Here is a 25,613-nt window from a genome sequence, read left to right on the forward strand (position 1 = left end):
CGGTGTCTAGGGAAATCCCCGCCTCGCCGCAAGAGCCAATCGTCATGCCAGTCGCATGCGCGCACACGACGGGATCTAGAGGACGCAGGTCACATCGAGTGCCAGCGCTTGTAAGAGTATACGTCATGTTCAGGAATGAAGTGGCAGCCCGTAGGGGAATCGAACCCCTCTTTCCAGGTTGAAAACCTGGCGTCCTAACCGATAGACGAACGGGCCGCGCTTGGCGTGGGGCGGTGTCTAGAAAAAACCGCCCACCCCTGCAAGGAGATTCTTCACTGAAATTCGGATGCCCCGAAGTCAGGCGCGGGCGGCGTCCTCAAGGCGAAGCTGGGGGCTGCGGCGGCCCTGCCATTCGTTGATCTCGATCCGGCCTGCGAGATGGAAGCGCGCGCCGCCATGCTCGAGAAGGGCGGGCCCGAGAGGGCCGTCGAAGGCGCCGAACGCGATGGCGGACAGCGATGCACCGAGCCCGTCGCCGAATGTCAGGCGCAGATGCGACTCGCCTGCGCGCTTGGCGAAGCTGATCGTCACGTCCGGGAAGACGAAGCGGGGCGCGGCGGCACCCGCGCCAAAGGGGCCTGCCCGGTCGAGGGACTCGATCATCTCGACGTTGGCGGCTCCGGGCATGAGCACGCCGTCCAGGTTGAGATCGGCGGCGCCTCCCTGCCCCGCACCCTGCCGCGCGAGAAGGTCCGCGAGGCGCGCCATCGCGGATTCGAGATTGTCACGCGCCACGGTCAAGCCCGCCGCCATGCGGTGACCGCCGCCTTTCAGAAGAAGCCCCTCCGCAGCGACGCGCTGGATGCTTGCACCGAGATCCACGCCCGCGACCGACCGGCCGGAGCCCTTGCCCTCGTCCCCGTCGAGACCGATGACCACCGAAGGGCGCCCCGTGAGTTCCTTGAGGCGCGAAGCGACGATGCCGACGACGCCCGGGTGCCAGCCTTCGCCCGCGGCCCAGACGAGGGGCGCATCGAGGCCGCGGTCCTCGGCCTGGGCGAGCGCGGCGGCCCGGACCGAAGCCTCGACCTCGCGCCGTTCGGTGTTGAGCTGGTCGAGCCGTTCGGCCATTGCGCGGGCGGCGTGACTGTCGGTCTCGGAGAGAAGCCGGGCGCCGAGATCCGCCTGCCCGATCCGCCCGCCGGCGTTGATCCTGGGGCCGAGCACGAAGCCGAGATGGTGCGCGCTCGGCGCGCTGTCGAGGCGCGCGACATCCGATAGCGCGACGAGACCGGGCCGCTCGCGCCGCGCCATGACCTTGAGGCCCTGCCGCACGAGGGCGCGATTCACGCCCCGCAGCGGCGCGACATCGGCGACGGTGGCGAGGGCGACGAGGTCGAGCATGCCCATGAGATCTGGGCCTCGCCGTCCGGCCGCACGCATCTGCCGCCCGCATTCCACCAGCACGAGGAAGACCACCGCCGCCGCGCAGAGATGGCCGAGGCTGCCGTCCTCGTCCTGCCGGTTCGGGTTCACCACCGCGTGTGCCTCGGGAAGCGTCTCTCCCCCGAGATGGTGGTCGAGAACGACGACATCGGATCCCGCGGCCGCGGCGATGGGCTCGTGCGACAGCGTTCCGCAATCGACGCAGATTATGAGATCGTGGCGCGCGGCGAGGTCCTGCATCGCCGGGACGTTCGGACCGTAGCCCTCGTCGATCCGGTCGGGCACGTAGAGCGTCGCCTGTCGGCCCTGCTGGCGCAGCCAGTCGACCAGAAGAGCGCCCGAGGCGCCGCCGTCCACGTCGTAATCGGCGAAGATCGCGATCCGCTCGCCCCGTTCGACGGCTCGGCAGATTCGGGTGCCCGCCTTCTCCATGTCGCGAAGGGCGTGGGGATCGGGGAGGAGATCGCGCAGGGTCGGCTCGAGATAGGCGTCGCACTCCTCGGGCGCGACGCCGAGGCGCGCGAGGGTCTGGCAGATGCCGGGGGCGAGGCTCGAGGACTGGCCGATCGCCTCGGCGATGCGGGCGACATCCGCGCTCGGGCCGACCCAGCGGCGGCCGGTCAGAGAGGCGTCGATTCCCAGATAGGCCGGTATGTCCCGGTCGAGCATGCTGCCTGTCCCGCCTGCGTGATCGTCCCGGGCGCGTCTTGGTGCGCGCGCCCTTGTCTGTGCCAGAATACGAAAAGGAAAGGGCGGGGCCAACCGTCCGGCCCCGCCCTTCCGTCATTAGTGATGACGCTTAGCGCGTCGGGTTGCGGTAGGTCATGCGCCGGACGGAGCCGGTCTTGGACCGCATCAGGATGGTCTCGGTCGTCATGTAGCCGACCTCGCGCTTGATCCCGGGGAGGAGCGAGCCAGAGGTCACACCGGTCGCGGCGAAGATCACGTTGTCGGTGACCATGTCGTCGCGCGTATAGATCTTGTCGAGATCGGTGATGCCCGCCTTGGCGGCGCGGCCGCGCTCGTCGTCGTTGCGGAAGAGGAGCTTGCCGTAGATCTGCCCGCCCATGCATTTCAGCGCGGAGGCCGCGAGGACGCCCTCGGGCGCGCCGCCCGAGCCCATATACATGTCGATGCCGGTGGTGCCGGGCTCGGCGCAATGCATCACGCCGGCGACGTCGCCGTCGGTGATCAGGCGGATCGCGGCGCCGGTGGAGCGGACTTCGGCGATCATCTCCTCGTGGCGCGGACGCTCGAGGATGCAGACGGTGACCTCTTCGGGCTTGGCGCCCTTGGCCTCGGCGAGCGCGAGCACACGCTCCTTCGGGGACATGTCGAGGGTCACGACGCCCGTCGGATAGCCCGGGCCGATCGCGAGCTTTTCCATGTAGACGTCGGGCGCATGCAGCATCGAGCCGCGCGGCCCCATGGCGATGACGGTCAGCGCGTTCGGCATGTCCTTGGCGGTGAGCGTGGTGCCCTCGAGCGGGTCGAGCGCGATGTCGACGCCCGGGCCCGAGCCGTTGCCGACTTCCTCGCCGATATAGAGCATCGGCGCCTCGTCGCGCTCGCCCTCGCCGATGACCACGACGCCTGCGATGTCGAGCTTGTTGAGCTGCTCGCGCATGGCGTTGACCGCGGCCTGGTCGGCGGCCTTCTCGTCGCCGCGGCCGATGAAGTCGGCGGAGGCGATCGCCGCCTGCTCGGCGACCCGGGCGAGACCCAGGGACAGCATGCGATCGTTGAAATCCTGGGGCGCGGCCATGACGGGTCTCCGAAGTCCTGAACAAATATGTCCCGACCCCTCTACCCTGCCCCGCGCGCGTGGCGCAAGGCGCGCGGACCGCCCGGCGAATCCGCGCGGACCCCGGGCGGAGGTCGGCTCAGAGACGCGGTGTCCGGATCGCCTCGAGCGCTTTCGCCGCCAGGGTGTCGACGTCGCGGCTCATCGGGATCGCCCGGTCGATGACGTCGGCGAGCGGCATCCACGCGGCCTCTTCCGCATCGTCCGCGGCGACCGGTTCGCCCCGCGGCGCATCGCAGAGCATCGCGTCGAGTCTGTAGCCGGGCGTCACGTGATCGACGAACACGGTCCCGAGAGATGCCCTCACGGTCCCGGTCAGCCCGGTTTCCTCTGCAAGTTCGCGGATGGCGGCCTCGGCGACCGTCTCGCCCGCTTCGAGCTTGCCGCCCGGGAAACCCCATAGCCCCGCATCCGGCCGGTTCGCCCTCCGGACGAGAAGCACGGCCTCCCCGCGGATCACCACCGCAAGGGCCGCGCGGATGCGGGTATCAGACACGTTCGATGCGCAGCGCGACGGGTGTCCCCTGCACGACGCCGGTTCCCGCCATCGCGTCGATCGCCTGATCCAGGGCGGCGCGGGTGGTCTTGTGCGTGACGATGAGGACCGGTGCGGTGTCGGAGGTATGGTCGTACTGACGCATCCGGTTGATCGAGATGCCCGCATCGCCGAGCGCAGTCGCCACCTTGGCTAGCGCCCCCGGCTTGTCGGTCAGGGACATGCGTAGGTAATAGCTCGCCGGGGTCGCCGATTTCGCGGGCGTCGCCGGTTTCAGCGACGACGCCGCCTGCCCGAAGGTCGAGCCCCGATAGCCGCGGGCAATGTCGATCACGTCGCCCATCACCGCGCTCGCCGTCGGGCCCTCGCCGGCGCCGGCACCGCGCAGCACGATCTGGCCGACCTGGTCGCCCTCGATCACCACCATGTTGGTGCCGCCGTCGAGCTGGCCGAGCGCCGAGCGTTCCGGCACGAGGCAGGGCGCCATCCGCTGCTCGAGGCCCCGTCCGGTCATCCGGCAGGTGCCGAGCAGCTTGATCTTGAAGCCCATGTCGGCGGCCTGGCGAATGTCGTCGATCGAGACCCGGCCGATCCCTTCGAGCTCCACCGCATCGAACGCGACCTGAGTGCCGAAGGCGATGGACGACAGAAGCGAGAGCTTGTGACCCGCATCGATGCCGCCGACGTCGAGCTCCGGATCTGCCTCGAGGAACCCGAGGCCGTCGGCCTCGTCGAAGGCCTCCTGATAGGTCAGGCCACCGGATTCCATGCGTGTGAGGATATAGTTGCAGGTGCCGTTCATCACCCCCATGACGCGGGTGATCTCGTTGCCGGCGAGCCCCTCGGTCAGCGCCTTCACGACCGGGATGCCGCCCGCCACGGCGGCCTCGAAGCGCAGCGCCGCGCCGTTGGTCTCGGCGAGTTCCGCAAGCGCCTGGCCGTGATGGGCGAGCATGGCCTTGTTCGCGGTGACGACGTCCTTGCCGCGCTTCAGCGCCGCCTCGGTTGCGGCCTTGGCCGGGCCGTCCGATCCGCCGATGAGCTCGACCAGCACGTCCACGTCGTCGCGGCTCGCCAGAGCGACGGGATCGTCCTCCCAGTCGAAGGGCTGGAGCGAGACGCCGCGGTCCTTGTCGCGGTTGCGCGCAGAGACGGCGACGATCTCGATGCCGCGGCCGGTGCGGTGCGAGAGGAGCTCGGCCTTCTGGCGCACGATCTTGACCACGCCCGCGCCGACGGTTCCGAGACCCGCAATTCCGAGGCGCAAGGGAGAGGTCATGGGAAAGGCTCCTTCAGGATAAGTGACACGCGGCGCGCAGCGCTCCGACGAGCGGCTGCCTAGACCGAACGTGGAGCGGCTGCAACGTTCAGCCGTCCTCGGACCGGTCGATCCCGGTCCGCATCCGCGACCGTGTCTCGGGTTCCACGATCGGCCCCTGGAGCGCCGACGCTCTCCCCCTCAGCGCCGAGGCGCGGCTTTCGACCCCGGCCCGCAGCTCCGGTGTGGCGCGGGGCGGTTCGGCGGCAAGCAGCGTCTCGATCGGTACGAGGTCGGGATAGGGGGCGTTGTCGATGCCCGGCGTCTCGGCCGCGTCGATCTCTGGAAACGTCGTGCAGGCCGCAAGCGCAAGCCCGATACCGACGAGCGCCGGCAGCCGCATGTCAGGGCGCCTTCTGGATCGACTCGAGGTACTCCACGAGCGCCACGAGCTTGCGGGGTGTCGGTGTCTCGATCCCGTCGCCGCTGTCGTAAGGCACGAGGTCGCCCGACATGAGCGCGCCGAATTCCGGCATTCCATTCACATCCATGTCCGATCGCGCGTAGCCATCGACCTTCGACAGGACTTGGGCCCTCGGAAAGGATCCGCCGCGGCGCACGACAATGCGCGTGAGATCGGCCGGTGCAATGTTCAGCGAGCGCCCGAGCGGGCCATCACCGGTCGCATCCTCGCCGTGGCAGGCTGCGCAATACTCCATGAACAGCGCCTCGCCCTCCGCCGCGACAGGCATTGTCCCGAGATCCGGACTTTGAGCGGTCTCCTCGCAGGCTGCGAGAGCAATCAGGCCGATGGCCGCGAGGCCGGGACGAATGGCGCGCATGGGACAGGCTCCTGGGCTGGTGTTGCCACACCCTGTTTGCCGCCGGGCGCGGACAGGGGCAAGTGAATGTGCGGGAAAGCGAGGATGACACCGCGCCGCTGCCGCGCCAGTGTGGCCTCCGCACCAGACCGGGAGAGCCGCATGCCGTTCCACGCCACCATCATGTTCGTCGCCGGAATCGGTATTCCGATCCTCGCGGCGCTCAACGCCCAGCTCGGCACGCGGATCGGCTCGCCCGCCGCGGCGGCGGCGATTCTCTTCGTGGTAGCCTTTCTCGCGGCGGCAGCAACGACGCTCGGGACCGGTCCGGCGGCGCTCCTCCGCGCGCCGGCGCAGCCAAAGCACCTCTTCCTCGCGGGACTTCTCGTCGCCTTCTACGTGCTTTCGATCACGTACATCGCGCCGACCTTCGGGGTCGGCAACGCGGTCTTCTTCGTGCTGATCGGGCAGCTGGTCAGCGCCGCGCTGATCGACCAGTTCGGGCTGTTCGGTGCCCGTCAGGAGGCGCTGTCCGCAACCCGCGCGACAGGCATCGCGGTCATGGCGCTCGGCGTCTGGATCACCCAGCGGGCCTGAGACTGAGCACGCCCTGATCGAGCGCGACCTGCCGGTCCATCCGCGACGCCAGCTCCAGGTTGTGGGTCGCGATGAGCGCGGCGAGGCCGGTCTCGCGCACGAGCGTCATGAGGGCACCGAACACCCGGTCGGATGTCTCGGGGTCGAGGTTGCCGGTCGGTTCGTCCGCCAGCAGCAGCGCGGGCTCGTTCGCCATCGCGCGACAGAACGCGACGCGCTGCTGCTCGCCACCGGAAAGCGCGGCCGGGCGGTGATCCGCACGGGGCGCGACGCCCACGCTTCCCATCAGCGTGTGCGCACGCTCCTCCGCCTCACGCCTCGGGGTTCCGTTCGCGAGCTGCGGCAGCACGATGTTCTCGAGCGCGGTGAATTCGGGCAGGAGATGGTGGAACTGGTAGACGAACCCGACCTTCTCGCGCCGAACCGCCGTCCGGCGGCGGTCGGCGACGCCGGTCATGTCCTCGCCCGCGATCTCCACCCGGCCCTCGTCGGGGGTATCGAGCAGGCCCGCGATGTGAAGGAGCGTCGACTTGCCCGCCCCCGATGGTGCCACCAATGCGACGATCTCACCCGGAGACACCGAGAGGTCGACGCCGCGCAGAACCTTCACCTCGGTCGGAAGGCCGTGGTTGTACCCCTTCGACACCCCTGTCAGCTTCAATGCCTCACTCATAGCGCAGGGCCTCCACCGGGTTCATCCGCGCCGCGCGGCGGGCGGGAAAGATGGTCACGACGAACGACAGACCCAGAGACAGCGCCATCGCGGAGAGCACGTCGCCGAGCTGCAGCTCGGCCGGCAGTGCGTAGATGCCACGCACCGCGGGATCCCAGACGCCGCCGCCCATGATGTAGTTCACGAAGGAGAAGATCGGGTCGATATAGATCGCGAAGACGCAGCCGAGCACCGTGCCCGCGACCGTTCCGAGGATCCCGGTGAAGGCGCCGCAGATGAAGAACACCCGCAGCACCGCGCCCTCGGTCAGGCCCATCGTGCGCAGGATGCCGATGTCGCGGCCCTTGTTCTTCACCAGCATGATGAGCCCAGAGACGATGTTCATCGCCGCGATCAGCACGAGGATCGACAGGATGATGAACATCACGTTGTCCTCGATCTCGAGCGCTCGCAGGAACCCGCCCGAGGCGTCCTGCCATGTCCACGCATAGGCGTTCGCGCCCGCCGCCGCGAGGATCTCCGAGATCAGCCGCTCCACCTCCTCCGGTTCCTCGACCATCACCTCGAGCTCGTCCGCCGCTCCGTCGCGGTTGAAGTAGAGCTGGGCCTCCTCGAAGGGCATGTAGACCCGCGTGCGGTCGATGTCGTAGCGCCCGGCGGTGAAGATATAGCCGATCTCGTAGGCCTTGACCCGCGGCGAGGTGCCGAAGGCAGTCTTCACCCCGTCGGGAGAGATGAGGCGGATGTCGTCGCCCACGGTGAGATCGAGCTCCCGGGCAATGCCGGAGCCGACCGCGATGGTCTCGCCACCGAACGAGGCGATGTCGCCTTGCGCGGTCTCGGGATCGGCGATGCGCGGGATGGTCGCGAGATCGTCGGGTGAGATACCGAAGACCTCGATGCCCGAATTGCGGCCGTTCGCCGTGCCCATCACCTGCCCCTTCACGAGCGGGGCCACACGGGTCACGCCGGGCACCTCGCGGACACGCTCGGCCATCTCGGCATAGTCGGGAATGGACCGGTCCACCCGGCCCGTCGCGGCATCGCGCTCGCCGCCCGAATAGACCGTCACATGCGCGTTCGAGCCGAGGATCGTGTCGACGAATTCTGTCCGGAACCCCGAGCGCACCGCCAGCGTCGCGATCAGCGCAAAGACGGCGAGCGTGATGCCGACGAGGCTGATCCAGGTCATCACGCTGACGCCGCCCTCGGCGCGCTTCGCGCGCAGGTAGCGCCAGGCGATCATCCATTCGAAGGGCGCAAAGGGAGCGGGCTTGCGAGCCATGGTCGGGCCTTTCCGGATATCGGGAGCCGCGCCCCCGGGATCGGGCGAACCAGTGACGCCTCCGGCCCCGACATGCAAGCGGGCGAGCGGCAGCGGCCCGCTCACGATCCCGTCTCCTGCGGCAACGCGGCGCGGTCCCGTGCGTTGATGTGGAAACGGAGGCTTCTACCCTCCGGCAGGATCAGAACAGGAGCAGACATGGCCCATCTCCTCGTCATCGGTGCGAGCCGCGGCATCGGCCTCGAAACCGTCAAGCGCGGCCTCGAACTCGGCCACCGGATGCGGGGTCTCTCGCGTTCGGGTGTCCAGCTCGACGATCCGAACTTCGAGCCCTTCACCGGCGACGCCACGTCGACCGATGACCTCAAGGTCGCGCTTGCCGGTATCGACGCCGTCATCATGACGCTGGGCATCAAGGAGGGCGTGTCGATGCTCTGGAAGAAGGTCACGCTCTTCTCCGACGCGACCTCCGCCCTCATCCCGGCGATGGAGGCGATGGGCCCCGACCGCATCGTCGCTTTGACGGGGATTGGCACGTCCGAGAGCATCAGTGCCCTCTCGACGCTCGAACGCATGGGACATTCGGCCCTCCTCGGCGAGCCCTACAAGGACAAGACCCGGCAGGAGGACCTGATCCGCGCTTCGTCCCTGCGCTGGACATTCGCCCGCCCGGTCATCCTGACGAACGGCAAGCGCACGGAGAGCTACAAAGTGCTGACCGATCCGAAGGACTGGCGCATGGGCCTCATCAGCCGCCGCGACGTGGCCGATTTCCTCGTGAAAGCGGCGACGGACGAGTCTCTGGTCGGACAGGCGCCGGTCCTGACGCGCTGAGGCGCTTCGGCAAGACGCCGATATGATTAGCGAATGCCAACACTCGCTTTTCCATCCTGGTCGGGCAGCGCGGCTTGCAGATAGTCGCGCACGGCGACGCCGATGCGGTCGCGGCTGATCCCTTGCCCGCGGTCGCCACCGCGGCCTAAACAAGGAACATGACCACACCGCGCCTCACCCCGCTCGCCGCCTCCCTGCCCGCCGACGTGCCGTTCGTCGGCCCCGAGACCATGGAGCGCGAGGCCGGCCGGCCGTTCCGTGCCCGTCTCGGCGCCAACGAATCGGCCTTCGGCCCCTCGCCCCGCGCGATAGAGGCGATGGCGCGCGCGGCCTCCGAGATGTGGAAGTATTCCGACGCGACGAGCCATGATCTCCGCCACGCGTTGGCCGACCGGATGCAGGCCGAGCCCGACCAGATCGTGGTCGGCGGCGGCATCGACGGCCTCCTCGGCACCCTCGTCCGACTGACGGTGGCGGAGGGAGACGCGGTCGTGACCTCCGACGGCGCCTACCCCACCTTCAACTACCACGTCACCGGTTACGGCGGCGAGCTGCACAAGGTTCCCTTCCGGAACGATCGCGAGGATCTGCCCGCACTTCTCGCCCGTGCCGCCGAGACAGGGGCCAAGCTCGTGTACCTCTCGAACCCCGACAACCCGATGGGAAGCTGGCACGACGCCCAGACCATCGAGGCGGCGCTAGACGACATCCCGGACGGCACGCTCCTCGTCCTTGACGAGGCCTATGTTGAGTTCGCGCCCGAGGGCACCGCTCCCCGGATCGACCCCGAAGACCCGCGCGTCCTCCGCTTCAGGACCTTCTCCAAGGCCTTCGGAATGGCCGGGGCCCGGGTCGGCTATGCGAGCGGAGCGCGGGCGCTGATCAAGTCCTTCGACAAGGTCCGCGACCATTTCGGCATGACGCGTCCCGCGCAGGCCGCAGCGCTTGCGGCCCTCGGCGACGGCGGCTGGCTCACCGAGGTCAAGAACCGGGTGGAGACCGCAAAGACGCGTATTTCCGAGATCGCCGCGGCGAACGGTCTGGTCGCCCTTCCCTCGGCAACGAACTTCGTAACAGTCGATTGCGGCGCGGACGGTGACTTCGCTCGCGCGGTTCTCGGCGAGTTGGTCGCGCGCGGCATCTTCGTGCGCATGCCCGGCCGGCCGCCGCAGGATCGCTGCATCCGCATCACCGCCGGCCTGACCGAGGAACTCGACGCGCTGGAAGAGGCACTCCCGAAGGCCCTGGCAGCCGCACGGGTCCGTCAGACCGGCTGAGCCCTTTCCCGGCCGCCGCAACGCGTTAGACTTCGGCCGACCGAAGCCGACCCCGAGCGATTCCATGTCCTGCCCGCGCCCCGGACGTGCCCCCGACTATACCCGCGCCGCGCTAGCGATGGGTCTCGTGAACCTGCTCTGGATGCTCGGATTGATTTGGGCGGTTCTCGGCCTTCCCGCGGTGCTGCTGCTGGCGCTGATCCTGAACTGCCTTATCGACCGTTTGGCGGCCTCCCGCCGCATGTAACCGTCGGGTCTGCTCGCCATCAGGCACTCGGCGTCGCGCCCGCCACCCGGATCCGAGGAGCGCGCCGAAAGGCGCGGCGACGAGACCAGAGAGCGCGGGCCGCAAGGCCCGCACCGCTTTACTCTCCTAGCGGACCTTGAGGGTGGCGAGCCCGATCATCGCGAGGATCAGCGCGATGATCCAGAAGCGGATGACGATCTGCGGCTCCGCCCAGCCCTTCTTCTCGTAATGGTGGTGGATCGGCGCCATCAGGAAGACGCGCTTGCCCGTGCGCTTGAAGTAGAGGACCTGGATGATGACCGACAGCGCCTCGACCACGAAGAGCCCGCCGACGATCGCCAGCACGATCTCGTGCTTCGTCGCCACCGCGATGGCGCCGAGCGCGCCGCCGAGCGCGAGCGAGCCGGTATCCCCCATGAAGACCGCCGCGGGCGGCGCGTTGTACCACAGAAAGCCGAGCCCCCCGCCGAAGAGCGCCGAGCAGAAGATCAGGATCTCGCCCGTTCCGGGCACGTAATGGACCTCGAGATATTCGGTGAAATCGACCCGGCCCACAGCATAGGCGATGATCCCGAGCGTGCCGCCCGCGATCATCACCGGCATGATCGCGAGCCCGTCGAGCCCGTCGGTGAGGTTCACCGCATTCGCCGCGCCGACGATCACGATCATCGCGAAGGGGATGAAGAACCACCCGAGATGGATGAGGGTGTTCTTGAAGAACGGCAGCGCAAGGTTCCCGGTCAGCTCGGCCGGATGGAAAAGCGACGCCCAATATGCCGCGATCCCCGCGATGATGAATCCGAGCAGCAGGCGCATCTTGGAGGAAAGCCCGGCCGCGGTCTGTTTCGTCACCTTGGCGTAATCGTCGGCAAAGCCGATCGCCGCGTAGGCCGTGGTGACGAAGAGCACCATCCAGACGAACGGGTTGTCGAGCCTCGCCCAGAGAAGCGTCGAGGTCAGCAGAGCGCCGACGATCAGCAAACCGCCCATGGTCGGAGTGCCGGCCTTGGTGAAATGCCCTTCCGGCCCGTCGGTTCGGATCGGCTGGCCCTTGCCCTGCCGGCGCCGCAGGACGTTGATGAGCGGCGGGCCGAAGAGAAAGCCGAAGAGCAGCGCGGTCAGGAACGCCGCGCCCGCCCGGAACGTGATGTAGCGGAAGAGGTTGAACGCACCGCCCCCGTCCGAGAGCTCGGTCAGCCAGAAAAGCACGAAAGGTCTCCCATCTGTTCGGAGGCGAGGGCTACGGCGCGGCGGACGCGCTCAATCCTCGATCGCCACGGCCGCTTGGCCCAATTTCCGGATTGCGTCAACAAGGCGGCCAAGCCGCATGTAGTTGGAGCCCTTCACAAGCACCACGTCGCCGGCATCGAGATCCCGGCGGAGGCCTTCGGCCATCTCGGCCGAGGTCTCGGTCCAGCGGCCACGCCGCTCGGGAGGCAGGGCCTCGTAGAGGTTCCGCATCAGCGGGCCGACGCAATGCACCGTGTCGAGCCGCGCCATGAACGGCAGTTCGGCGATCGCCGCATGGAGCTCGGCTTCGGCATCGCCGAGCTCGCCCATGTCGCCCAGATAGGCGATGCGGCGCCCACGTGCGACCCGCCCGAGCCCGTGTTTGACGCTGCCGGCGGCCAGTACCTCCAGCGCCGCCTCCATCGAGGTCGGGTTGGCGTTGTAGGCGTCGTCGATCAGCTCGAGCGTCTGGGCGGTATCGACATTGTCGAGGCCGATCACCTCGCGCAGCCCGCGCCCCGCGGGGGGCTGCCAGCGGCCGAGATCGCCGAGCGCCGTTGCCCTGTCGAGCCCGAGAGCGTGGGCGGCCGCCAGCACCGCCATCGCGTTGACCGCGAAATGACGTCCCGGCGCCCCCACCTTGTAGAGCAGCGGCTGCCGCCAGGCGCGGCCCTCCGCGACCGTGACGTGGTCGCAGATGCGGATATCCGTCACGCGGTGATGGCAGGAGGCATGTTCACCGAAGGTCTTGACCTTCGCGCCGACCGCCTCGGACGCATCGACGAGGATCTGCGAAGTCGCGACATCGCCGTTCAGGATGGCGGTTCCCCGGGGCTCGAGCCCTTCGGCGATCGACGCCTTCTCGCGCGCGATACCCTCGAGACTGTCGAAGGCGGCGAGATGCGCTGGCGCGACCGTCGTGACGATGACCACGTGCGGCCGCGCCAGCTTCGCCAAGGGAGCGATCTCACCGGGATGGTTCATGCCGATCTCGATCACGGCGTAGTCGGTGCTCCGCGGCATCCGCGCGAGGGTCAGCGGCACGCCCCAGTGGTTGTTGTAGGAGGCCTCGGCCGCATGGCACCGCCCCTGCCCCTTGAGAACGTCGCGCAGCATCTCCTTGGTCGAGGTCTTGCCGACCGATCCCGTGACCGCAACCACCTTGGCCCCCGTCCGCGCCCGGCTCGCGCGCCCCAGCGCCTCGAGTGCAATCTGCACATCCTTCACCACCAGGAGCGGCGCGTCCTCGGCCACTCCCTCGGGGATGCGCGACACCAGCGCAGCGGCGGCGCCCTTCTCGAGCGCCTGCGCGACGAAGTCGTGCCCGTCGCGCTCCGCCGTCAGAGCAACGAAGAGGTCACCCGGGCGGATCGTGCGGGTGTCGATCGAAACGCCCCGCGCCGACCAGTCCATGTCGCAGGTGCCGCCGGTGGCCGCGACGGCCTCGTCCTTCGTCCAGATCGCGGTCATGCGCCTCTCCCGTCGAGCGCGGAGACCGCGACCGAGGCCTGCTCGGCGTCGTCGAAGGGATATTCCGTCTCGCCGACGATCTGCCCGGTCTCGTGGCCCTTGCCGCAGATGAGGAGCGCATCACCGGGCCCGAGCGCATCGACACCGCGCAGGATCGCCTCGGCCCGGTCGGCGATCTCGATCGCCTCCGGCGCGCCCTCCATGACCGCGGCGCGGATGGTCGACGGATCCTCGGTCCGCGGGTTGTCGTCGGTCACTATGACGAGATCCGCGTGCTGGGCAGCCGCCTGCCCCATCAGGGGCCGTTTGGCGCGGTCGCGGTCCCCGCCCGCGCCGACGATGGCGACGAGCCGGCCCATGACATGCGGGCGCAAAGCTTGCAGCGCGGTCTCGACCGCGCCGGGCGTATGGGCGTAGTCGACGAAGACCGTCGCGCCGTTGCCCCTGGTCGCGGACAGCTGCATCCGCCCGCGCACCGTTTCGAGGCGCGGAAGGACGGCGAAGGCCTCGTCGGGATCCGCGCCGCAGGCGAGTACGAGGCCGACCGCGACCAGCACGTTCTCGGCCTGAAACCCGCCGATGAGGTTCAGCGGCACCTGGCGCACGACACCCTCGTGGCGGATGCGCACCTCCTGCCCGCGGCTCTCGAAGCGCTGCGCCATGAGGCAGATATGGGCGCCTTCGTCACGGCCGACGGTGATGACCTCCTGCCCGCGCGCCTCGGCGATCGCGACCATGTCGACGCCGCGCGCGTCCTCGATGTTGATCACCGCGACGCCGTCGTCGGGCAGGACGCGGGCGAAGAGCCCGGCCTTCGCGTCGAAGTAATCCTCGAAACTCGTATGATAATCGAGGTGATCCTGGCTGAAATTCGTGAACCCTGCGGCGGTGAGCGACACGCCGTCGAGGCGCCGCTGCGCAAGGCCGTGCGAGGAGGCCTCCATCGCGGCGTGATCGACACCGGCCTTCGCGGCCTGCGCGAGAGCACGGTGGAGTGTGATCGGCTCGGGCGTCGTATGCTTGAGGGCCATGTGCCAGTCGCCCTCGACCCCGGTAGTGCCGAGATTGACGGCGCGCTGGCCGAGCTCCTGCCAGATCTGCCGGGTGAAGGTCGCGACGCTCGTCTTGCCGTTGGTGCCGGTGACCGCCACCATCGTCTCGGGTTGCGCGCCGAACCAGAGAGCCGCGGTCATCGCGAGCGCTTGACGGGGATCGGCGGCGACGACGAGGGCCGCATCGTGGCCTGCAAGATCCTCGGCGGCGAGCTGCGCGCCCTCGGCATCGGTCAGGATCGCGGTCGCGCCCATCCGCAGGGCGTAGCCGATGAATTCGGCTCCGTGAACGCGGGTCCCCGGCAGCGCGGCGAAAAGCACGCCGTCCCGGACCTCGCGGGAATCGACGGCAAGCCCCGTCACCTGCGCCTCGCGACCGCCCCGGGCGGTCAGGCCAAGCTCCGTCAGTGACTTTGTCTTACCGCTCACGCGCTGCCCCCGGCTCATGCGTCTCACCTCTCGACGTTTTGGCCTCGCTTATCAGGTGGGGCGAGGCTCCGGAAGGGCGGCAGTCGCGCCGACGTCCTGCGGGCGGCAAGACGTTGCGCAAGGCTCTGGACGGGCAAGGCCGCCCCCGTGGCTCGCGAGCCGACCGGGTTTCAGTCGCTGGCCAGGACAAGCCCCGTCTTCACTCCGAAATCCGGCCGCAACCCAAGCAGAGGAGCAACGCGCCCGATCATCTCGGCCGTGACGGGCACCGCGGTCCAGCCCGCCGTCCGCCGCGGCACCGGGCCGGTCGTCTCGACCGGCTCGTCGAGCGAGACGATCAGCACGTAGCGCGGATCGGTCGCCGGAAACATCGTGGCGAAGGTCGCGATCACCTTGTCGTCGTAATAGCCGCCGCCGCGCTCCTTCGGCTTGTCCGCCGTGCCGGTCTTTCCTGCCACGTGGTAGCCGGGCACCTCGCCGAAGCTGGCCGTGCCTTCGGTGACGACCTTGCGCAGCATGATCTGCGCAGCGCGCGCGGCCTCCGGGCTCATCACCCTCTCGCCCAGTTGCGGCCCATTCTGCTTGAGGAGCGTCGGCTTCACTGCGCGCCCTCCGTTGGCGATGGCCGCATAGCCCGCCGCGAGATGGAGCGGCGAGGACGAGAGGCCGTGGCCGTACGAGATCGTCACCGAGGACAGCTCGGTCCATTTCTTGGGCAGGAGCGGCTTGCCGCCCTGGGCCTCGGTGATCTCGAGCGGCGTTGCATCGAAAAAGCCGAGGCTCTTCAGGAATTCCTGCTGCCGGGTGCCGCCGATCTGCATGGCGAGCTTGGCGGTGCCCCGGTTCGACGAGTTGACGATGATCTCCTCAACCGACTGCAAGCCATAGTTCTTGTTGTGGAATTCACCGATGCGGAAGCCGCCGACCTTCATCGGCGGGCTCGTGTCGACCACGGTCTGCGGCGTGACCAGACCGAGGTCGAGCGCCTGCGCGGCGGCGAAGATCTTGAAGGTCGACCCGAGCTCGTAGACCCCCTGCACCGCGCGGTTGAAGATCGGGCTGTCGGAGGGCGAGCCCTTGGTCGGCGGCAAGGGGCGCGAATTCGGATCGAAATCGGGCAGCGACGCGATCGAGATGACCTCACCCGACCGCACGTCCATGAGCACCGCGGCAGCGCCCTTGGCGTTCATAAGCGTCATGCCGCCGGCGAGCACCCGTTCGACCGCGGCCTGCACCGTCATATCGATGGAAAGCTCGAGCGGGCGCCCTTCGCGGGCGGGATCGCGCAGCTCCTTGTCGTAGAAGCGCTCGATGCCGGCGGAGCCGACCACCTCGGCAGAATGCACACCCTCCTGCCCGAAGCGCGTACCGCCGAGGATGTGGCTAGCGAGCCGGCCGTTGGGATAGAGGCGCATGTCCCGGGGCCCGAAGAGCAATCCCGGCTCACCGATATCGTGCACCGCCTGCTTCTGCTCGGGGCTGAGGGTCTTGCGGACCCAGACGAATTTCCGCTTTCCGGTGAAGTCCCGCGTCAGCCGCTCTCTGTCGAGATCGGGGAAGATCTTGACCAGTTCTTCGATCGCACGCTCGGGCTCGATCATCTGCTGCGGATGGGCGTAGAGCGAATGGGTCTCCATGTTCGTCGCCAGAACCCGGCCCCGCCGATCGACGATGTCCGCACGCCCCGACACGATCGCGGCACCCGGCGCCTGGGCCCGCGGCTCCGCGGGTTCGGTCCCGGCAAGGACCCCCATCCGCGCGCCGACCACCCCGAAGGCACAGAAGAACACGAGACCCAGTACGAGCAGTCGGCTTTCGGCGCGCTGACGCGCACGGTCGCGCATCTGCTCGTGCCGGATGCGCAGGTTCTCGCGCTCGATGGCGTCGGGATTCTCGCCGTTCCGGCGCGCGTCGAGGATGCGGGCGAGCGGTCTGAGTGGCGTACGGATCATCCCTGGTCTGCTCCGGCACTGGTGATGTCCACGGGATCGCTCACGTCGACCCGGTCGGGCTGCGGATACGCGATCTGATCGACCTGCCCGAACTGCTCGGGACGGAACGGCAGTAGGCCGAGCCTGTCGAAGTTGATCTCGGTGAGGTCGCGCAGCCGCTCGGGGCGGTTGAGATAGGCCCATTCCGCCTTCAGCACCGCGAGCCGCTCGTGCGCGCGCCCGATCTCCCGCGAGAGGTGCTCCGACTCGGAGAGGGCCGCCTGCGTTTCGTAGTTTTCGCGGTAAGCCCAGAAGGCGAGGCCGATCACGGCCATCGCAGTCACGACGTAGATCAGGCTTCGCATCAGCGGTCCTCCTTCAGCGTGGGCATGGCGATGTCACGGGCCGCGATCTCGCCCGCGGGGGCGTCCGTCCGGCGGGCGAGGCGCAGCTTGGCCGAGCGCGCCCGCACGTTTCGGGCCAGCTCGTCCGCGTCCGGACCGATCGCCTTCTTCGACAGAAGCGTGAACTGAGGGTCCGGCTCATCAGTCAAGGGCTGGAAGCGGTTCGCGCGTCCGGTCTGGCCGGCGCGCATCTGCAGGAACCTCTTCACCATCCGGTCCTCGACCGAATGGAAGGTCACGACCGCAAGCAGCCCGCCGGACTTCAGCGCGCGCTCGGCCGCCAGAAGTCCCTCGTAGAGGGCGCCATATTCGTCGTTCACCGCGATGCGCAGGCCCTGGAAGGAGCGCGTCGCGGGATGCGACTGGCCCGGCTTCGGCCGCGGCAGGCACCCCTCGACGATGCGCACGAGGTGCAGCGTCGTCTCGATCCTGCCCTCGGCGCGCTCGCGCAAGATGGCCTTGGCGATCCGGCGCGAGGCGCGCTCCTCGCCATAGGTGAAGAGAATGTCGGCGAGAGCCGCTTCGGGCAGATCGTTGACGAGATCGGCCGCGGACGGGCCGTCCTGGCTCATCCGCATGTCGAGCGGGCCGTCCTTCTGGAAGGAAAAGCCACGCTCGGCGCGGTCGAGCTGCATGGACGAGACACCGAGGTCGAGCACGACGCCATCGACCCCGGTCGCGACCTCGTCCATTTCGGCAAAATTGGCCTGGACGAGCCGCAGCCGGCCCTCGTGCTCGGCAGCCCAGCCCGCCGCCATCTGATGCGCAAGCGGGTCGCGATCGATGCCGATGACCTGATCCGCCCCGGCCTCCAGCAGTCCCTTGGAATAGCCGCCCGCTCCGAAGGTGCCGTCGATCCAGATGCCGGAGACCGGCGCCGCCGCCTCGAGGATCGGGCGCAGGAGCACCGGAACGTGCGGCGCGGCCTCGGCCTCCATTCAGGCGGCCTCCTCTTCGTCGTCCTCGTCGAGCAGCTCGAGCGGATCGAAATCCTCGGGCATCTCGTCGAGATATTCCTCGGTCTTAGCCAGTTCCTCAGCCTCGTAGACCTCCGGCGCCCAGATCTGGAAAGTGTCGACGTTCGAGGCGAACTGCGCCTCGCCGGCGATGCCGATCTTCTCGCGCAGCCGCGCGGAGAGCACGATCCGACCCGTGTTGTCGATGGTCGTGGTGATGGATTGGGACGAGAAGAGGCGCTCGAGGATCTTGCGCTTCTGACTGCCGCGCTTCATCCGGCTGATGCGGTCCTCCACGGCCTCGAACTCGTCGACCGTGTAGCATTCGAGGAATTTGCGGCGGTGATCCCCGTAAACGATGACGAGGCCGGGGTCCTGGCCGGGGCTCCAGTCGGGGTCGCCGGCCTCGAGGACACGGCGATAGGAGACGGGAATGGAGACCCGCCCCTTGCCGTCGACCTTGTGTCGACTTTCGCCCCTGAACCTTAGCCTACGGCCCACGCCACCGGCTCCCTCACTCGCCCCCTGAAACGAAATACGGCGGGTTGATCAGCTGCCATTGATCAACCCGCCGCCTTGTCCCGCTTTGGCGGGAGGATCCGAGAGCGCGCGCCACCTGGGGGGATGTCTGCTCGCCCGCGCAGCTCGAATTCCGTCTTTTTGGATGAGAGCGGATGCCTGTATGAAACCTGCTCAGGTTATTGGAGTTTTTTGCGGATCGTTGCGTGTCCGTCTTTGTCTCCGTCCCTCATCGTGTGAGTTAGGTATGACATGGGACTGGATGGGTGACAATGGGAATTTCACCCCAAGCCACCCGATCTGGGACCCGAGCGTCGCATCCGACTAAATATGGGGGCATGATTCTCACGGAAATGAGAGCCTATGTGGTGTTAAGCTAGCTAGACACTCACAACATCTTCCAACTGACGCAGCTTTGCCGCGCCCGGAAAAAGTTTGCGAAAAGGGAAAATCACACGGCCCGGATGCGTGACCTTATCGCAACAACCGCCCCGACCCCGCCAAAGTTCCTGCCGATTACTCCGAATACGACGCAGAATCGCCTCGAATCCCGGCTGTTCCCAACGGCGACCAACATTTCCCATCGCCAATCCCATGAGATCCCATTCCGGGCACATGCATGCCCCCTGCTCTTCCCTCTTGCGCGTCGCGGGCGGCTCGGACTAGGCAGGCGGTGCCTCGGTCCGGATATGTCCGGTGAATAGGGAACGCGGTGACCTTCGGGAAATCCGCGACTGCCCCCGCAACTGTGAGCGGCGAGCGCGATCGGAACATGCCACTGGGATCCCATGGTCCCGGGAAGGCCCGACCCGCGCAACGACCCGCAAAGTCAGGAGACCTGCCAAGGCGATCACCCTACCCGTCGCGGGGCGCGGCTGCGGTAACGGTTCTTCCGTTGCGGTGACATCACTTCGCCGTCCGCGGGAGGGGCCGTTCGTCCTTTTCCAACGACCTGTCAGACCATGCGGCCCGGAGTGACCGGGCCCGCCCAGGGAAAGGACCACATTCCGTGACCCGACTTCTCATCACCGTTTCCAGTATCGCCCTCGCCCTGCCCGCCGCGTCGCGCGCGCAGGAGCAGGAAGCGATCGAGCTCGACCCGATCACCATCTACGGCAACCAGGCCGACCTGCCGATCTCGCGCACCGGTGCGAGCGTCGCGATCATCGAGGAGGACGCATTGCAGACCGCGCCCTCCGCGTCGCTGACGGACATCATCGCCGATACCCCGGGCGTCACCTTCACCCAGACCGGCGGACCCGCAGGCCTGTCATACGGCAACATCAACTATTCCCGCGTCCGCGGGCTCGACCAGAAATACGCACCGGTTCTCTTCAACGGGATCGACATCTCCGATCCGACCTCGACCGGAACGAGCTTCGACTGGGCCAATCTGATGCTTGGTGGCCTCTCACGCGCCGAGGTGGTGAAGGGCTCGCAATCGGCACTCTATGGCTCGGAAGCGGTAGCGGGGATTTTCGCTTTGACCGGGGCGGATGCCCCCGAGGCACCGGGCACCGAAGGGTCGATCGCGCTCGAGGCCGGCGCCTTCAACACCCGCCGCGCAAGCCTCAGCTACGGCGCCGCGACAGAGCGCGCAGGCTTCGCCGTCTCGGCAAGCCGCGCGCGAACCGACGGCTTCAGCGCGTTTTCCTCCGACGGCGAGGAAGACGGTTTCGCGGGCGGGCAATACAGTTTCGACGCATATTATAATGTGAGCCAGGATCTGCGGGTCGGGCTGACCGGGTTCTCGTTCGATTCGGAGTTCGACTACGATCCGAACCCGAATACCGGCGACACCCTCCAGCGCGGCCTGCGCGCATATGTGGAGGCCCAAACCGGTGCAGTCGCACACAGCTTCAACGTGTCGCGCTTCAGCATCGATCGCGAGACCCCCAACGCGTACTATACGGAATACGAGGGCGAGCGGGACGAGGTGAGTTACCTTGCGACCTGGGACACCTCGCCGGCGCTCACTCTCTCATATGGGGCGGACTGGACACTGGAGACGGCCGCCAGCACCACCGACGAGGAAATCGAGGTGATCGGCCTGTTCGGCGAGGCGCAATACGCGGCGACCGAGACGCTCGACCTCTCCCTGTCGCTGCGCCACGACGACAATTCACAGTTCGGCGGCTCCACCACCGGCCGCGCGGCACTCACCTGGCGGGCGGCGCCGGACCTCACCGTGCGGTCAAGCCTCGGCAACGGTTTCAGAGCGCCGTCGCTCAGCGAGCTCTACGGCACCTTCGGGGCCAACCCCGATCTCGACCCCGAAACGAGCCGAAGCTTTGATCTTGGCGTCGAGAAGACATTCGTCTCGGGCGCGCAAGTGACGGCCACCCTTTTCCACACTGAGGTCGACGACCTCATCCAGTATGTGGAAGAATACCAACAAGTTTCGGGCACGTCGGTATCGCAGGGGATCGAACTGTCGGGAGAAGTGCCGCTCGGTGACCGCGTGACGCTGACCGGAGCTTACACTTACACCGATGCGCGAAATGCCAACGACGATCCCCTGGAGAGGGTCGCGCGCCACGCGCTCGACCTCGGGCTCGCGGCTGACATCACGGACCGCATCCAGGCGGGCGCGTCGCTTCAGCACCGCGCGGACCTGCCGGACACGTTCGGCGCGACCGGCTTTTCTCGCCAGGAGGTCGACGATTACACGGTCGCGAATGCGCGCTTCGGATACAGCTTCGGCGAAGGACGCGAGGCCTATATCCGCGTCGAGAATCTCTTCGATGCCGATTACGAGGTGATCCCCGGCTACGAGACCAGCGGCCGCGCGGCCTATTTCGGTGTCCGTGCCTCGTTCTGATCTCTTCGCTGCCGCCCTGCTCGCAAGCCTTGCGGGCGGGGCCCCGGCTGCGCCCGAGCGCGTGGTCTCGCTCAACGTCTGCACAGACCAGCTCGCCTGGCTTCTCGCGCCGGATACCCTGATTGCAGTCTCGCAACTTGCGGACGATCCCCGCATCTCGGCCTATGCCGGGGAGATGGCCGAAGTCCCGCAGACCGCCGGATCGGCCGAGGAGATCGTGCTGATCGAGCCTGACCTCGTTCTGGCGGGAACCTTCACCACCCGCGCAACCGTGCAGATGCTGGAGCGTCTGGGATACCGCGTGGAACGCTTCGCGCCCATTACCTCGCTGGACGAGGCAACCCGGAACATGGCCCGGATGAGCGAAGTGCTCGGGCGCGAGGAGGAAGCTGCGGAGATGATCCGCAAATTTGAAAAGCGGCGCGCGGCGCTCGAGACGGGCGGGACCGGCAAACGCGCGCTTCTCTATCATGCGCAAGGTCGGACGTCCGGGACCGGAACCCTGACCGCCGACCTCCTTCGCGCCGCGGGGCTAGCCAACGTGGCCGAAGAGGTCGATCTCCCCGCGGGTGGTCGGCTGTCGCTTGAGGAGGCCGTGATGACGGATCCGGACCTTATTCTCGTCGCCGAACCCTATGAAGGGTTCGCATGGGCCACCGAACTCACGCGACACCCCGCGCTCGAGGCGACGGGTGCGCTGACCGAGCTCGGCGGCGGGGCCGACTGGACCTGCGAAACCCCGCGTCTGCTCGATGCGGTGAATGCTCTCAAGGAGGCCTCGGAATGAAGGTCGCCGCCCTGCCCCGCACGCTCGGCCTCGGACCGTCGGGACCGCTCGGCCTTTGCCTCGCCGCTCTGCTGCTTCTGCTCTTCGCCGCCTCTCTCCTGATCGGCTACACGGCGATCCCCGCGGGGAAGGCGCTTTCCGCATTGATCGGCGCAGGCGATTCTCTCCACGTCATGGTCATGCGGGAGATCCGACTGCCCCGCACGCTGCTCGCCGCACTGGTCGGGGCGTCGCTGGGACTGTCGGGGGCGGCCATGCAGGGCTACCTGCGCAACCCGCTCGCGGAACCGGGCCTCGTCGGCGTGTCGGGTGCCGCCGCGCTCGGCGCGGTGATCGCATTGCAGACCGGTCTCGCCGCGGCCTTTGCCCAGGCACTGCCGCTGCTCTCCCTTCTCTTTGCGATGGGGACCGTGGGCGTGCTTCTGCTTCTCGCCGGCCCGCGCGGCGGCTCGCTCACGCTGATCCTCGCGGGAATCGCGGTTTCCGCCCTGGCGGGGGCGCTGACGGCGTTGGTGCTCAATCTTTCGCCGAACCCTTACGCCACGGCCGAGATCGTCTTCTGGATGATGGGCTCCGTCGCCGACCGTTCCATGGACGAGGTCTGGCTCGCGGCCCCGGTGACCCTCCTCGGCTGGGCGCTTCTGCTCACCCTCGGACGTGGGCTCGATGCGCTGACCCTCGGTGAGGATGCCGCTGAGGCGATGGGCGTCTCGCTCGGGCGCCTGCGGCTGATGCTGCTGGCCGGGGTGGCCGCGTCGGTCGGAGCGGCGACAGCCGTCGCGGGCGCGGTCGGCTTCGTCGGCCTCGTCGTCCCGCATCTTCTCAGGCCGCTGACCGGCGCACGACCTAGCACGCTTCTGTGGAGTTCCGCCCTGGGCGGCGCGGCGATGGTGCTGGCAGCAGATCTTGCGGTGCGGCTGATTCTGCCCGACCGCGACCTCAAGCTCGGGGTGGTCATGGCCCTGATCGGCGCACCGCTCTTCCTGCACCTCATCTACAAGACGCGGAGGCAAGGATCGTGAGCGCACTCCTCGAGATCCGCGATCTGACCGTGCGCCGCGGCGAATGCCCCGTGGTGGACCATGCGACATTCACCATCGCGCCCGGGGAATGCGTCGGCCTCATCGGACCGAACGGCGCGGGCAAGACCACTCTCCTGCGCGCCGCGCTCGGCCTCATGTCTCACGAAGGTCGGAGCTCGCTCGCTGCTCTGTCCGCGCGCGCCCGCGCGAGGCAGGCCGCCTGGCTGCCGCAAGCGCGCGAGATCGCCTGGCCGGTCGAGGTCGAGCGGCTGGTGACGCTCGGACGCCTGCCGCATCTGCCCTGGGGCCACCGCCCCGGAGCAGTGGATCGCGCCGCGATCGCGGCGGCTCTCGCGCGGATGGGTCTGACCGGCTTTGAATCGCGCCGCGCCACGGAATTGTCGGGGGGCGAGCAGGCCCGCGTCCTCATCGCCCGCGCCCTCGCGCAGGAGAGCCCGCTTCTCATGGCCGACGAGCCGATCGCGGGGCTCGACCCCGCGGCGCAGATCGCCACGCTCGAAACCTTCTCGAACCTCGCCCGGGAGGGCAGAGCCGTCATCGCGTCGCTGCACGACCTCAGCCTAGCGGCGCGGTACTGCAGTCGGTTGCTGATCATGGACAAGGGCCGGATCGTCGCGGACGGCAGGCCGGAAGACGTTCTGACCGAGGACGCGCTGGCACGGGTCTTTCACCTGCGCGCCCGGGTGCATGCAACCGCGGACGGGCCTCTCTTCCAGCCGCTCGGCGTCGTGACATGAGCTGGCCCGAACGCATCGTCTGCCTGACCGAGGAAACGGTCGAGACGCTCTATCTCCTCGGCGAGGAGGATCGCATCGCCGGCGTGACAGGCTATGCGGTTCGGCCGAAGCGCGTCCGCCAGGAAAAGCCGCGCGTCGGTGCCTTCACGTCAGCCGACATTCCGAAGATCCTCGCGCTGGAGCCGGATCTGGTCCTCACCTTCTCGGATCTTCAGGCCGGCATCGCGGCGGAGCTGATCGGCGCGGGGGTCGAGGTCTTTGCTTTCAACCAGCGCGACGTCGCTGGAATCCTGCGCATGATCCGCACCCTCGGGCGCCTCGTCGGCCGGACCGACAGGGCGGAGGGTCTTGCGGCGGGCTACGAGGCCAGGCTTCGCGAGGTCGGGACTACTTCCCCGAATGCGCCGCGGCCACGCGTCTATTTCGAGGAGTGGGACGATCCGATCATCACCGGCATCGGCTGGGTGTCGGAACTGATCGAGATCGCCGGGGGCACGGATTGCTTCGGCCACCTCCGGAGCGAACAGGCGGCGAAGGACCGGATCGTGACCGCAGACGACGTCCTCGCGACCCGGCCGGACATCATCGTGGCCTCGTGGTGCGGCAAGAAGGTTCGGTCCGAGCGGATCGTCGCGCGGCCGGGCTGGAAAGACCTGCCCGCTGCGCTCAGTGGCGCGATCCACGAAATAAAGTCTCCGATCATCCTTCAGCCCGGACCTGCGGCACTGACAGACGGCCTCGACCGCCTGATCGAAATCGTGTCGAGATGGCGCGCGAACCAGTAATAAAAGCGCATCATCGGGGCGGACATGCCTCTTCCGGGCGTCGGGAGGAACCAGCGTGGTTTTTCAGCAGTCGCGCAACCTTGGCGTGAACCTCGTGCGCATACTCAACAATACCGCTTGACAAATCCAAAAATCTTTCGAGCCGCGGATATACAACACAGCGGAAGAGACGTGGCGTCACAATCGGCTTGAATTGGAACCCTCTGATAACGAACGACTTTACGCTTGCGCATGCTGCATGGCAGCATTGACGATATGGGCGTTGTGCACCTGCAGCATTGAAGCCAAGTTAGCGGCAACAGAGCAGAGACACCTTCCTGCGAACCAACGGAGTTTGCAATGACGACGCACACCGCATCTGCCGACACCCTCGGCGCCCGCTTCGAAACCCTGACCGCAAACTGGCGTACCGCGCTGGAGCGCCGCCGGGTTTACAAACAGACCCTGAACGAGCTGAGCGCGCTGAGCAACCGCGAGCTGGCCGATCTCGGACTGCACCGCTCGCAACTCCGCGGCATCGCCTGGCAGGCGGCATACGAGGGCTGAAGCCGGAGTTCCAAAGAAATTACGACTGCGCGTCAGAAACTTACTCGACCTGACACAAAGCGATGACGCAGCGCAGAAACTTTTCCGGGGTCGTAGGGTTATGCCTCCGGAACGCGCGTAAAGCGCAACATGTCGCTCTCCGGCCCCTCCGGCGTTCCGCGACATACCACCAAATTCGGGCAAGGAACCAAGTTTCTTTCCCACCAGAGCCGTAGGTCCTTCTCC

At 67.7% G+C, this 25,613-nt stretch carries 25 protein-coding genes, 1 tRNA gene and 1 riboswitch; of the genes, 10 read left to right on the plus strand and 16 right to left on the minus strand.

The genetic code is table 11. The features are described from left to right. Positions 1-141 precede the first annotated feature (141 nt). The 7 genes from OCH239_RS18460 to OCH239_RS18490 form a co-directional block, all read right to left on the minus strand. Positions 142-216 (minus strand) — tRNA-Glu (locus OCH239_RS18460). Positions 217-297: 81 nt separating this feature from the next. Further along, positions 298-2,055, minus strand: coding sequence for a single-stranded-DNA-specific exonuclease RecJ (gene recJ / locus OCH239_RS18465; RefSeq protein WP_037266054.1), 1,758 nt, complete (start codon positions 2,053-2,055; stop codon positions 298-300). A gap of 130 nt (positions 2,056-2,185) precedes the next feature. Further along, positions 2,186-3,151 (minus strand): class II fructose-bisphosphatase, encoded by a 966-nt coding sequence (gene glpX, locus OCH239_RS18470; protein ID WP_037266057.1) that lies wholly within the window; start codon positions 3,149-3,151, stop codon positions 2,186-2,188. Between the two features lie 118 nt (positions 3,152-3,269). Then, positions 3,270-3,686: an NUDIX hydrolase gene (locus OCH239_RS18475; RefSeq protein ID WP_037266059.1), complete on the minus strand. Its 417-nt coding sequence runs from the start codon at positions 3,684-3,686 to the stop codon at positions 3,270-3,272. Then, positions 3,679-4,965, minus strand: coding sequence for a homoserine dehydrogenase (locus OCH239_RS18480; RefSeq protein ID WP_037266061.1), 1,287 nt, complete (start codon positions 4,963-4,965; stop codon positions 3,679-3,681). Before OCH239_RS18480 ends, OCH239_RS18475 begins: the two co-directional genes overlap by 8 nt. 88 nt (positions 4,966-5,053) lie before the next feature. Then, positions 5,054-5,347 (minus strand): hypothetical protein, encoded by a 294-nt coding sequence (locus tag OCH239_RS18485; RefSeq protein WP_037266063.1) that lies wholly within the window; start codon positions 5,345-5,347, stop codon positions 5,054-5,056. Between the two features lies 1 nt (position 5,348). Further along, a complete protein-coding gene (locus OCH239_RS18490; protein WP_037266066.1) occupies positions 5,349-5,786 on the minus strand; it encodes a c-type cytochrome in 438 nt (145 codons plus the stop codon). Positions 5,787-5,927: 141 nt separating this feature from the next. On the opposite strand from OCH239_RS18490, the gene OCH239_RS18495 reads away from it, so the two are divergent. Next, positions 5,928-6,362 (plus strand): DMT family transporter, encoded by a 435-nt coding sequence (locus OCH239_RS18495; protein WP_037266068.1) that lies wholly within the window; start codon positions 5,928-5,930, stop codon positions 6,360-6,362. Here the strand turns inward: OCH239_RS18495 and OCH239_RS18500 are convergent. Together OCH239_RS18500 and OCH239_RS18505 are read right to left on the minus strand one after the other, a co-directional pair. Next, complete coding sequence (locus OCH239_RS18500; RefSeq protein WP_037266070.1) at positions 6,346-7,035, minus strand: ABC transporter ATP-binding protein; 690 nt, start codon at positions 7,033-7,035, stop codon at positions 6,346-6,348. The two genes, OCH239_RS18495 and OCH239_RS18500, sit on opposite strands and share 17 nt — an antisense overlap. Continuing rightward, the gene (locus tag OCH239_RS18505) at positions 7,028-8,320 is read right to left on the minus strand and encodes a lipoprotein-releasing ABC transporter permease subunit (RefSeq protein ID WP_037266072.1); all 1,293 of its coding nucleotides are present in this window, start codon (positions 8,318-8,320) and stop codon (positions 7,028-7,030) included. Before OCH239_RS18505 ends, OCH239_RS18500 begins: the two co-directional genes overlap by 8 nt. 198 nt (positions 8,321-8,518) lie before the next feature. On the opposite strand from OCH239_RS18505, the gene OCH239_RS18510 reads away from it, so the two are divergent. The 3 genes from OCH239_RS18510 (at position 8,519) to OCH239_RS18520 (ending at position 10,678) form a co-directional block, all read left to right on the plus strand. Then, positions 8,519-9,154, plus strand: coding sequence for an NAD(P)-dependent oxidoreductase (locus OCH239_RS18510; RefSeq protein ID WP_037266074.1), 636 nt, complete (start codon positions 8,519-8,521; stop codon positions 9,152-9,154). Positions 9,155-9,312: 158 nt separating this feature from the next. Continuing rightward, positions 9,313-10,431: a pyridoxal phosphate-dependent aminotransferase gene (locus OCH239_RS18515; protein ID WP_037266076.1), complete on the plus strand. Its 1,119-nt coding sequence runs from the start codon at positions 9,313-9,315 to the stop codon at positions 10,429-10,431. 64 nt (positions 10,432-10,495) lie between these two features. Continuing rightward, entirely contained in the window at positions 10,496-10,678 is a 183-nt protein-coding gene (locus OCH239_RS18520) for a hypothetical protein (protein ID WP_037266078.1), read from the plus strand. Between the two features lie 126 nt (positions 10,679-10,804). Here the strand turns inward: OCH239_RS18520 and mraY are convergent, their stop codons facing one another. The 7 genes from mraY to mraZ all read right to left on the minus strand — a co-directional run bounded on the left by mraY (position 10,805) and on the right by mraZ (position 18,651). Further along, positions 10,805-11,887 (minus strand): phospho-N-acetylmuramoyl-pentapeptide-transferase, encoded by a 1,083-nt coding sequence (gene mraY / locus OCH239_RS18525; RefSeq protein WP_037266080.1) that lies wholly within the window; start codon positions 11,885-11,887, stop codon positions 10,805-10,807. Between the two features lie 51 nt (positions 11,888-11,938). Beyond that, positions 11,939-13,378: a UDP-N-acetylmuramoyl-tripeptide--D-alanyl-D-alanine ligase gene (locus OCH239_RS18530; protein ID WP_037266082.1), complete on the minus strand. Its 1,440-nt coding sequence runs from the start codon at positions 13,376-13,378 to the stop codon at positions 11,939-11,941. After that, the gene (locus OCH239_RS18535) at positions 13,375-14,859 is read right to left on the minus strand and encodes a UDP-N-acetylmuramoyl-L-alanyl-D-glutamate--2,6-diaminopimelate ligase (RefSeq protein WP_037266093.1); all 1,485 of its coding nucleotides are present in this window, start codon (positions 14,857-14,859) and stop codon (positions 13,375-13,377) included. Before OCH239_RS18535 ends, OCH239_RS18530 begins: the two co-directional genes overlap by 4 nt. A 170-nt stretch (positions 14,860-15,029) precedes the next feature. Further along, positions 15,030-16,811 (minus strand): peptidoglycan D,D-transpeptidase FtsI family protein, encoded by a 1,782-nt coding sequence (locus OCH239_RS18540; protein ID WP_037266084.1) that lies wholly within the window; start codon positions 16,809-16,811, stop codon positions 15,030-15,032. Continuing rightward, a complete protein-coding gene (gene ftsL, locus OCH239_RS18545) occupies positions 16,808-17,155 on the minus strand; it encodes a cell division protein FtsL (protein WP_037266085.1) in 348 nt (115 codons plus the stop codon). Before ftsL ends, OCH239_RS18540 begins: the two co-directional genes overlap by 4 nt. Beyond that, positions 17,155-18,132: a 16S rRNA (cytosine(1402)-N(4))-methyltransferase RsmH gene (gene rsmH, locus OCH239_RS18550; RefSeq protein WP_037266086.1), complete on the minus strand. Its 978-nt coding sequence runs from the start codon at positions 18,130-18,132 to the stop codon at positions 17,155-17,157. The genes ftsL and rsmH overlap by 1 nt, the downstream gene beginning before the upstream one ends. Then, a complete protein-coding gene (gene mraZ / locus OCH239_RS18555; RefSeq protein ID WP_037266087.1) occupies positions 18,133-18,651 on the minus strand; it encodes a division/cell wall cluster transcriptional repressor MraZ in 519 nt (172 codons plus the stop codon). Positions 18,652-19,331: 680 nt separating this feature from the next. Beyond that, a riboswitch (cobalamin riboswitch) is annotated at positions 19,332-19,529 on the plus strand. Positions 19,530-19,678: 149 nt separating this feature from the next. Between mraZ and OCH239_RS18560 the strand changes: the two genes are divergently transcribed. The 6 genes from OCH239_RS18560 to OCH239_RS18585 all read left to right on the plus strand — a co-directional run bounded on the left by OCH239_RS18560 (position 19,679) and on the right by OCH239_RS18585 (position 25,388). Next, entirely contained in the window at positions 19,679-21,490 is a 1,812-nt protein-coding gene (locus OCH239_RS18560) for a TonB-dependent receptor plug domain-containing protein (RefSeq protein WP_051489606.1), read from the plus strand. Then, positions 21,477-22,277 (plus strand): ABC transporter substrate-binding protein, encoded by an 801-nt coding sequence (locus OCH239_RS18565; protein WP_244430401.1) that lies wholly within the window; start codon positions 21,477-21,479, stop codon positions 22,275-22,277. The genes OCH239_RS18560 and OCH239_RS18565 overlap by 14 nt, the downstream gene beginning before the upstream one ends. Next, complete coding sequence (locus OCH239_RS18570) at positions 22,274-23,299, plus strand: FecCD family ABC transporter permease (protein WP_037266088.1); 1,026 nt, start codon at positions 22,274-22,276, stop codon at positions 23,297-23,299. Before OCH239_RS18565 ends, OCH239_RS18570 begins: the two co-directional genes overlap by 4 nt. Next, positions 23,296-24,057 (plus strand): ABC transporter ATP-binding protein, encoded by a 762-nt coding sequence (locus tag OCH239_RS18575; protein WP_037266089.1) that lies wholly within the window; start codon positions 23,296-23,298, stop codon positions 24,055-24,057. Before OCH239_RS18570 ends, OCH239_RS18575 begins: the two co-directional genes overlap by 4 nt. Next, positions 24,054-24,842, plus strand: coding sequence for a cobalamin-binding protein (locus tag OCH239_RS18580; protein WP_037266090.1), 789 nt, complete (start codon positions 24,054-24,056; stop codon positions 24,840-24,842). Before OCH239_RS18575 ends, OCH239_RS18580 begins: the two co-directional genes overlap by 4 nt. Before the next feature lie 339 nt (positions 24,843-25,181). Beyond that, positions 25,182-25,388: a DUF1127 domain-containing protein gene (locus tag OCH239_RS18585; RefSeq protein WP_037266091.1), complete on the plus strand. Its 207-nt coding sequence runs from the start codon at positions 25,182-25,184 to the stop codon at positions 25,386-25,388. Positions 25,389-25,613: the final 225 nt, after the last annotated feature.

The sequence above is a fragment of the Roseivivax halodurans JCM 10272 genome (assembly GCF_000521785.1).
GTDB lineage: Bacteria > Pseudomonadota > Alphaproteobacteria > Rhodobacterales > Rhodobacteraceae > Roseivivax > Roseivivax halodurans.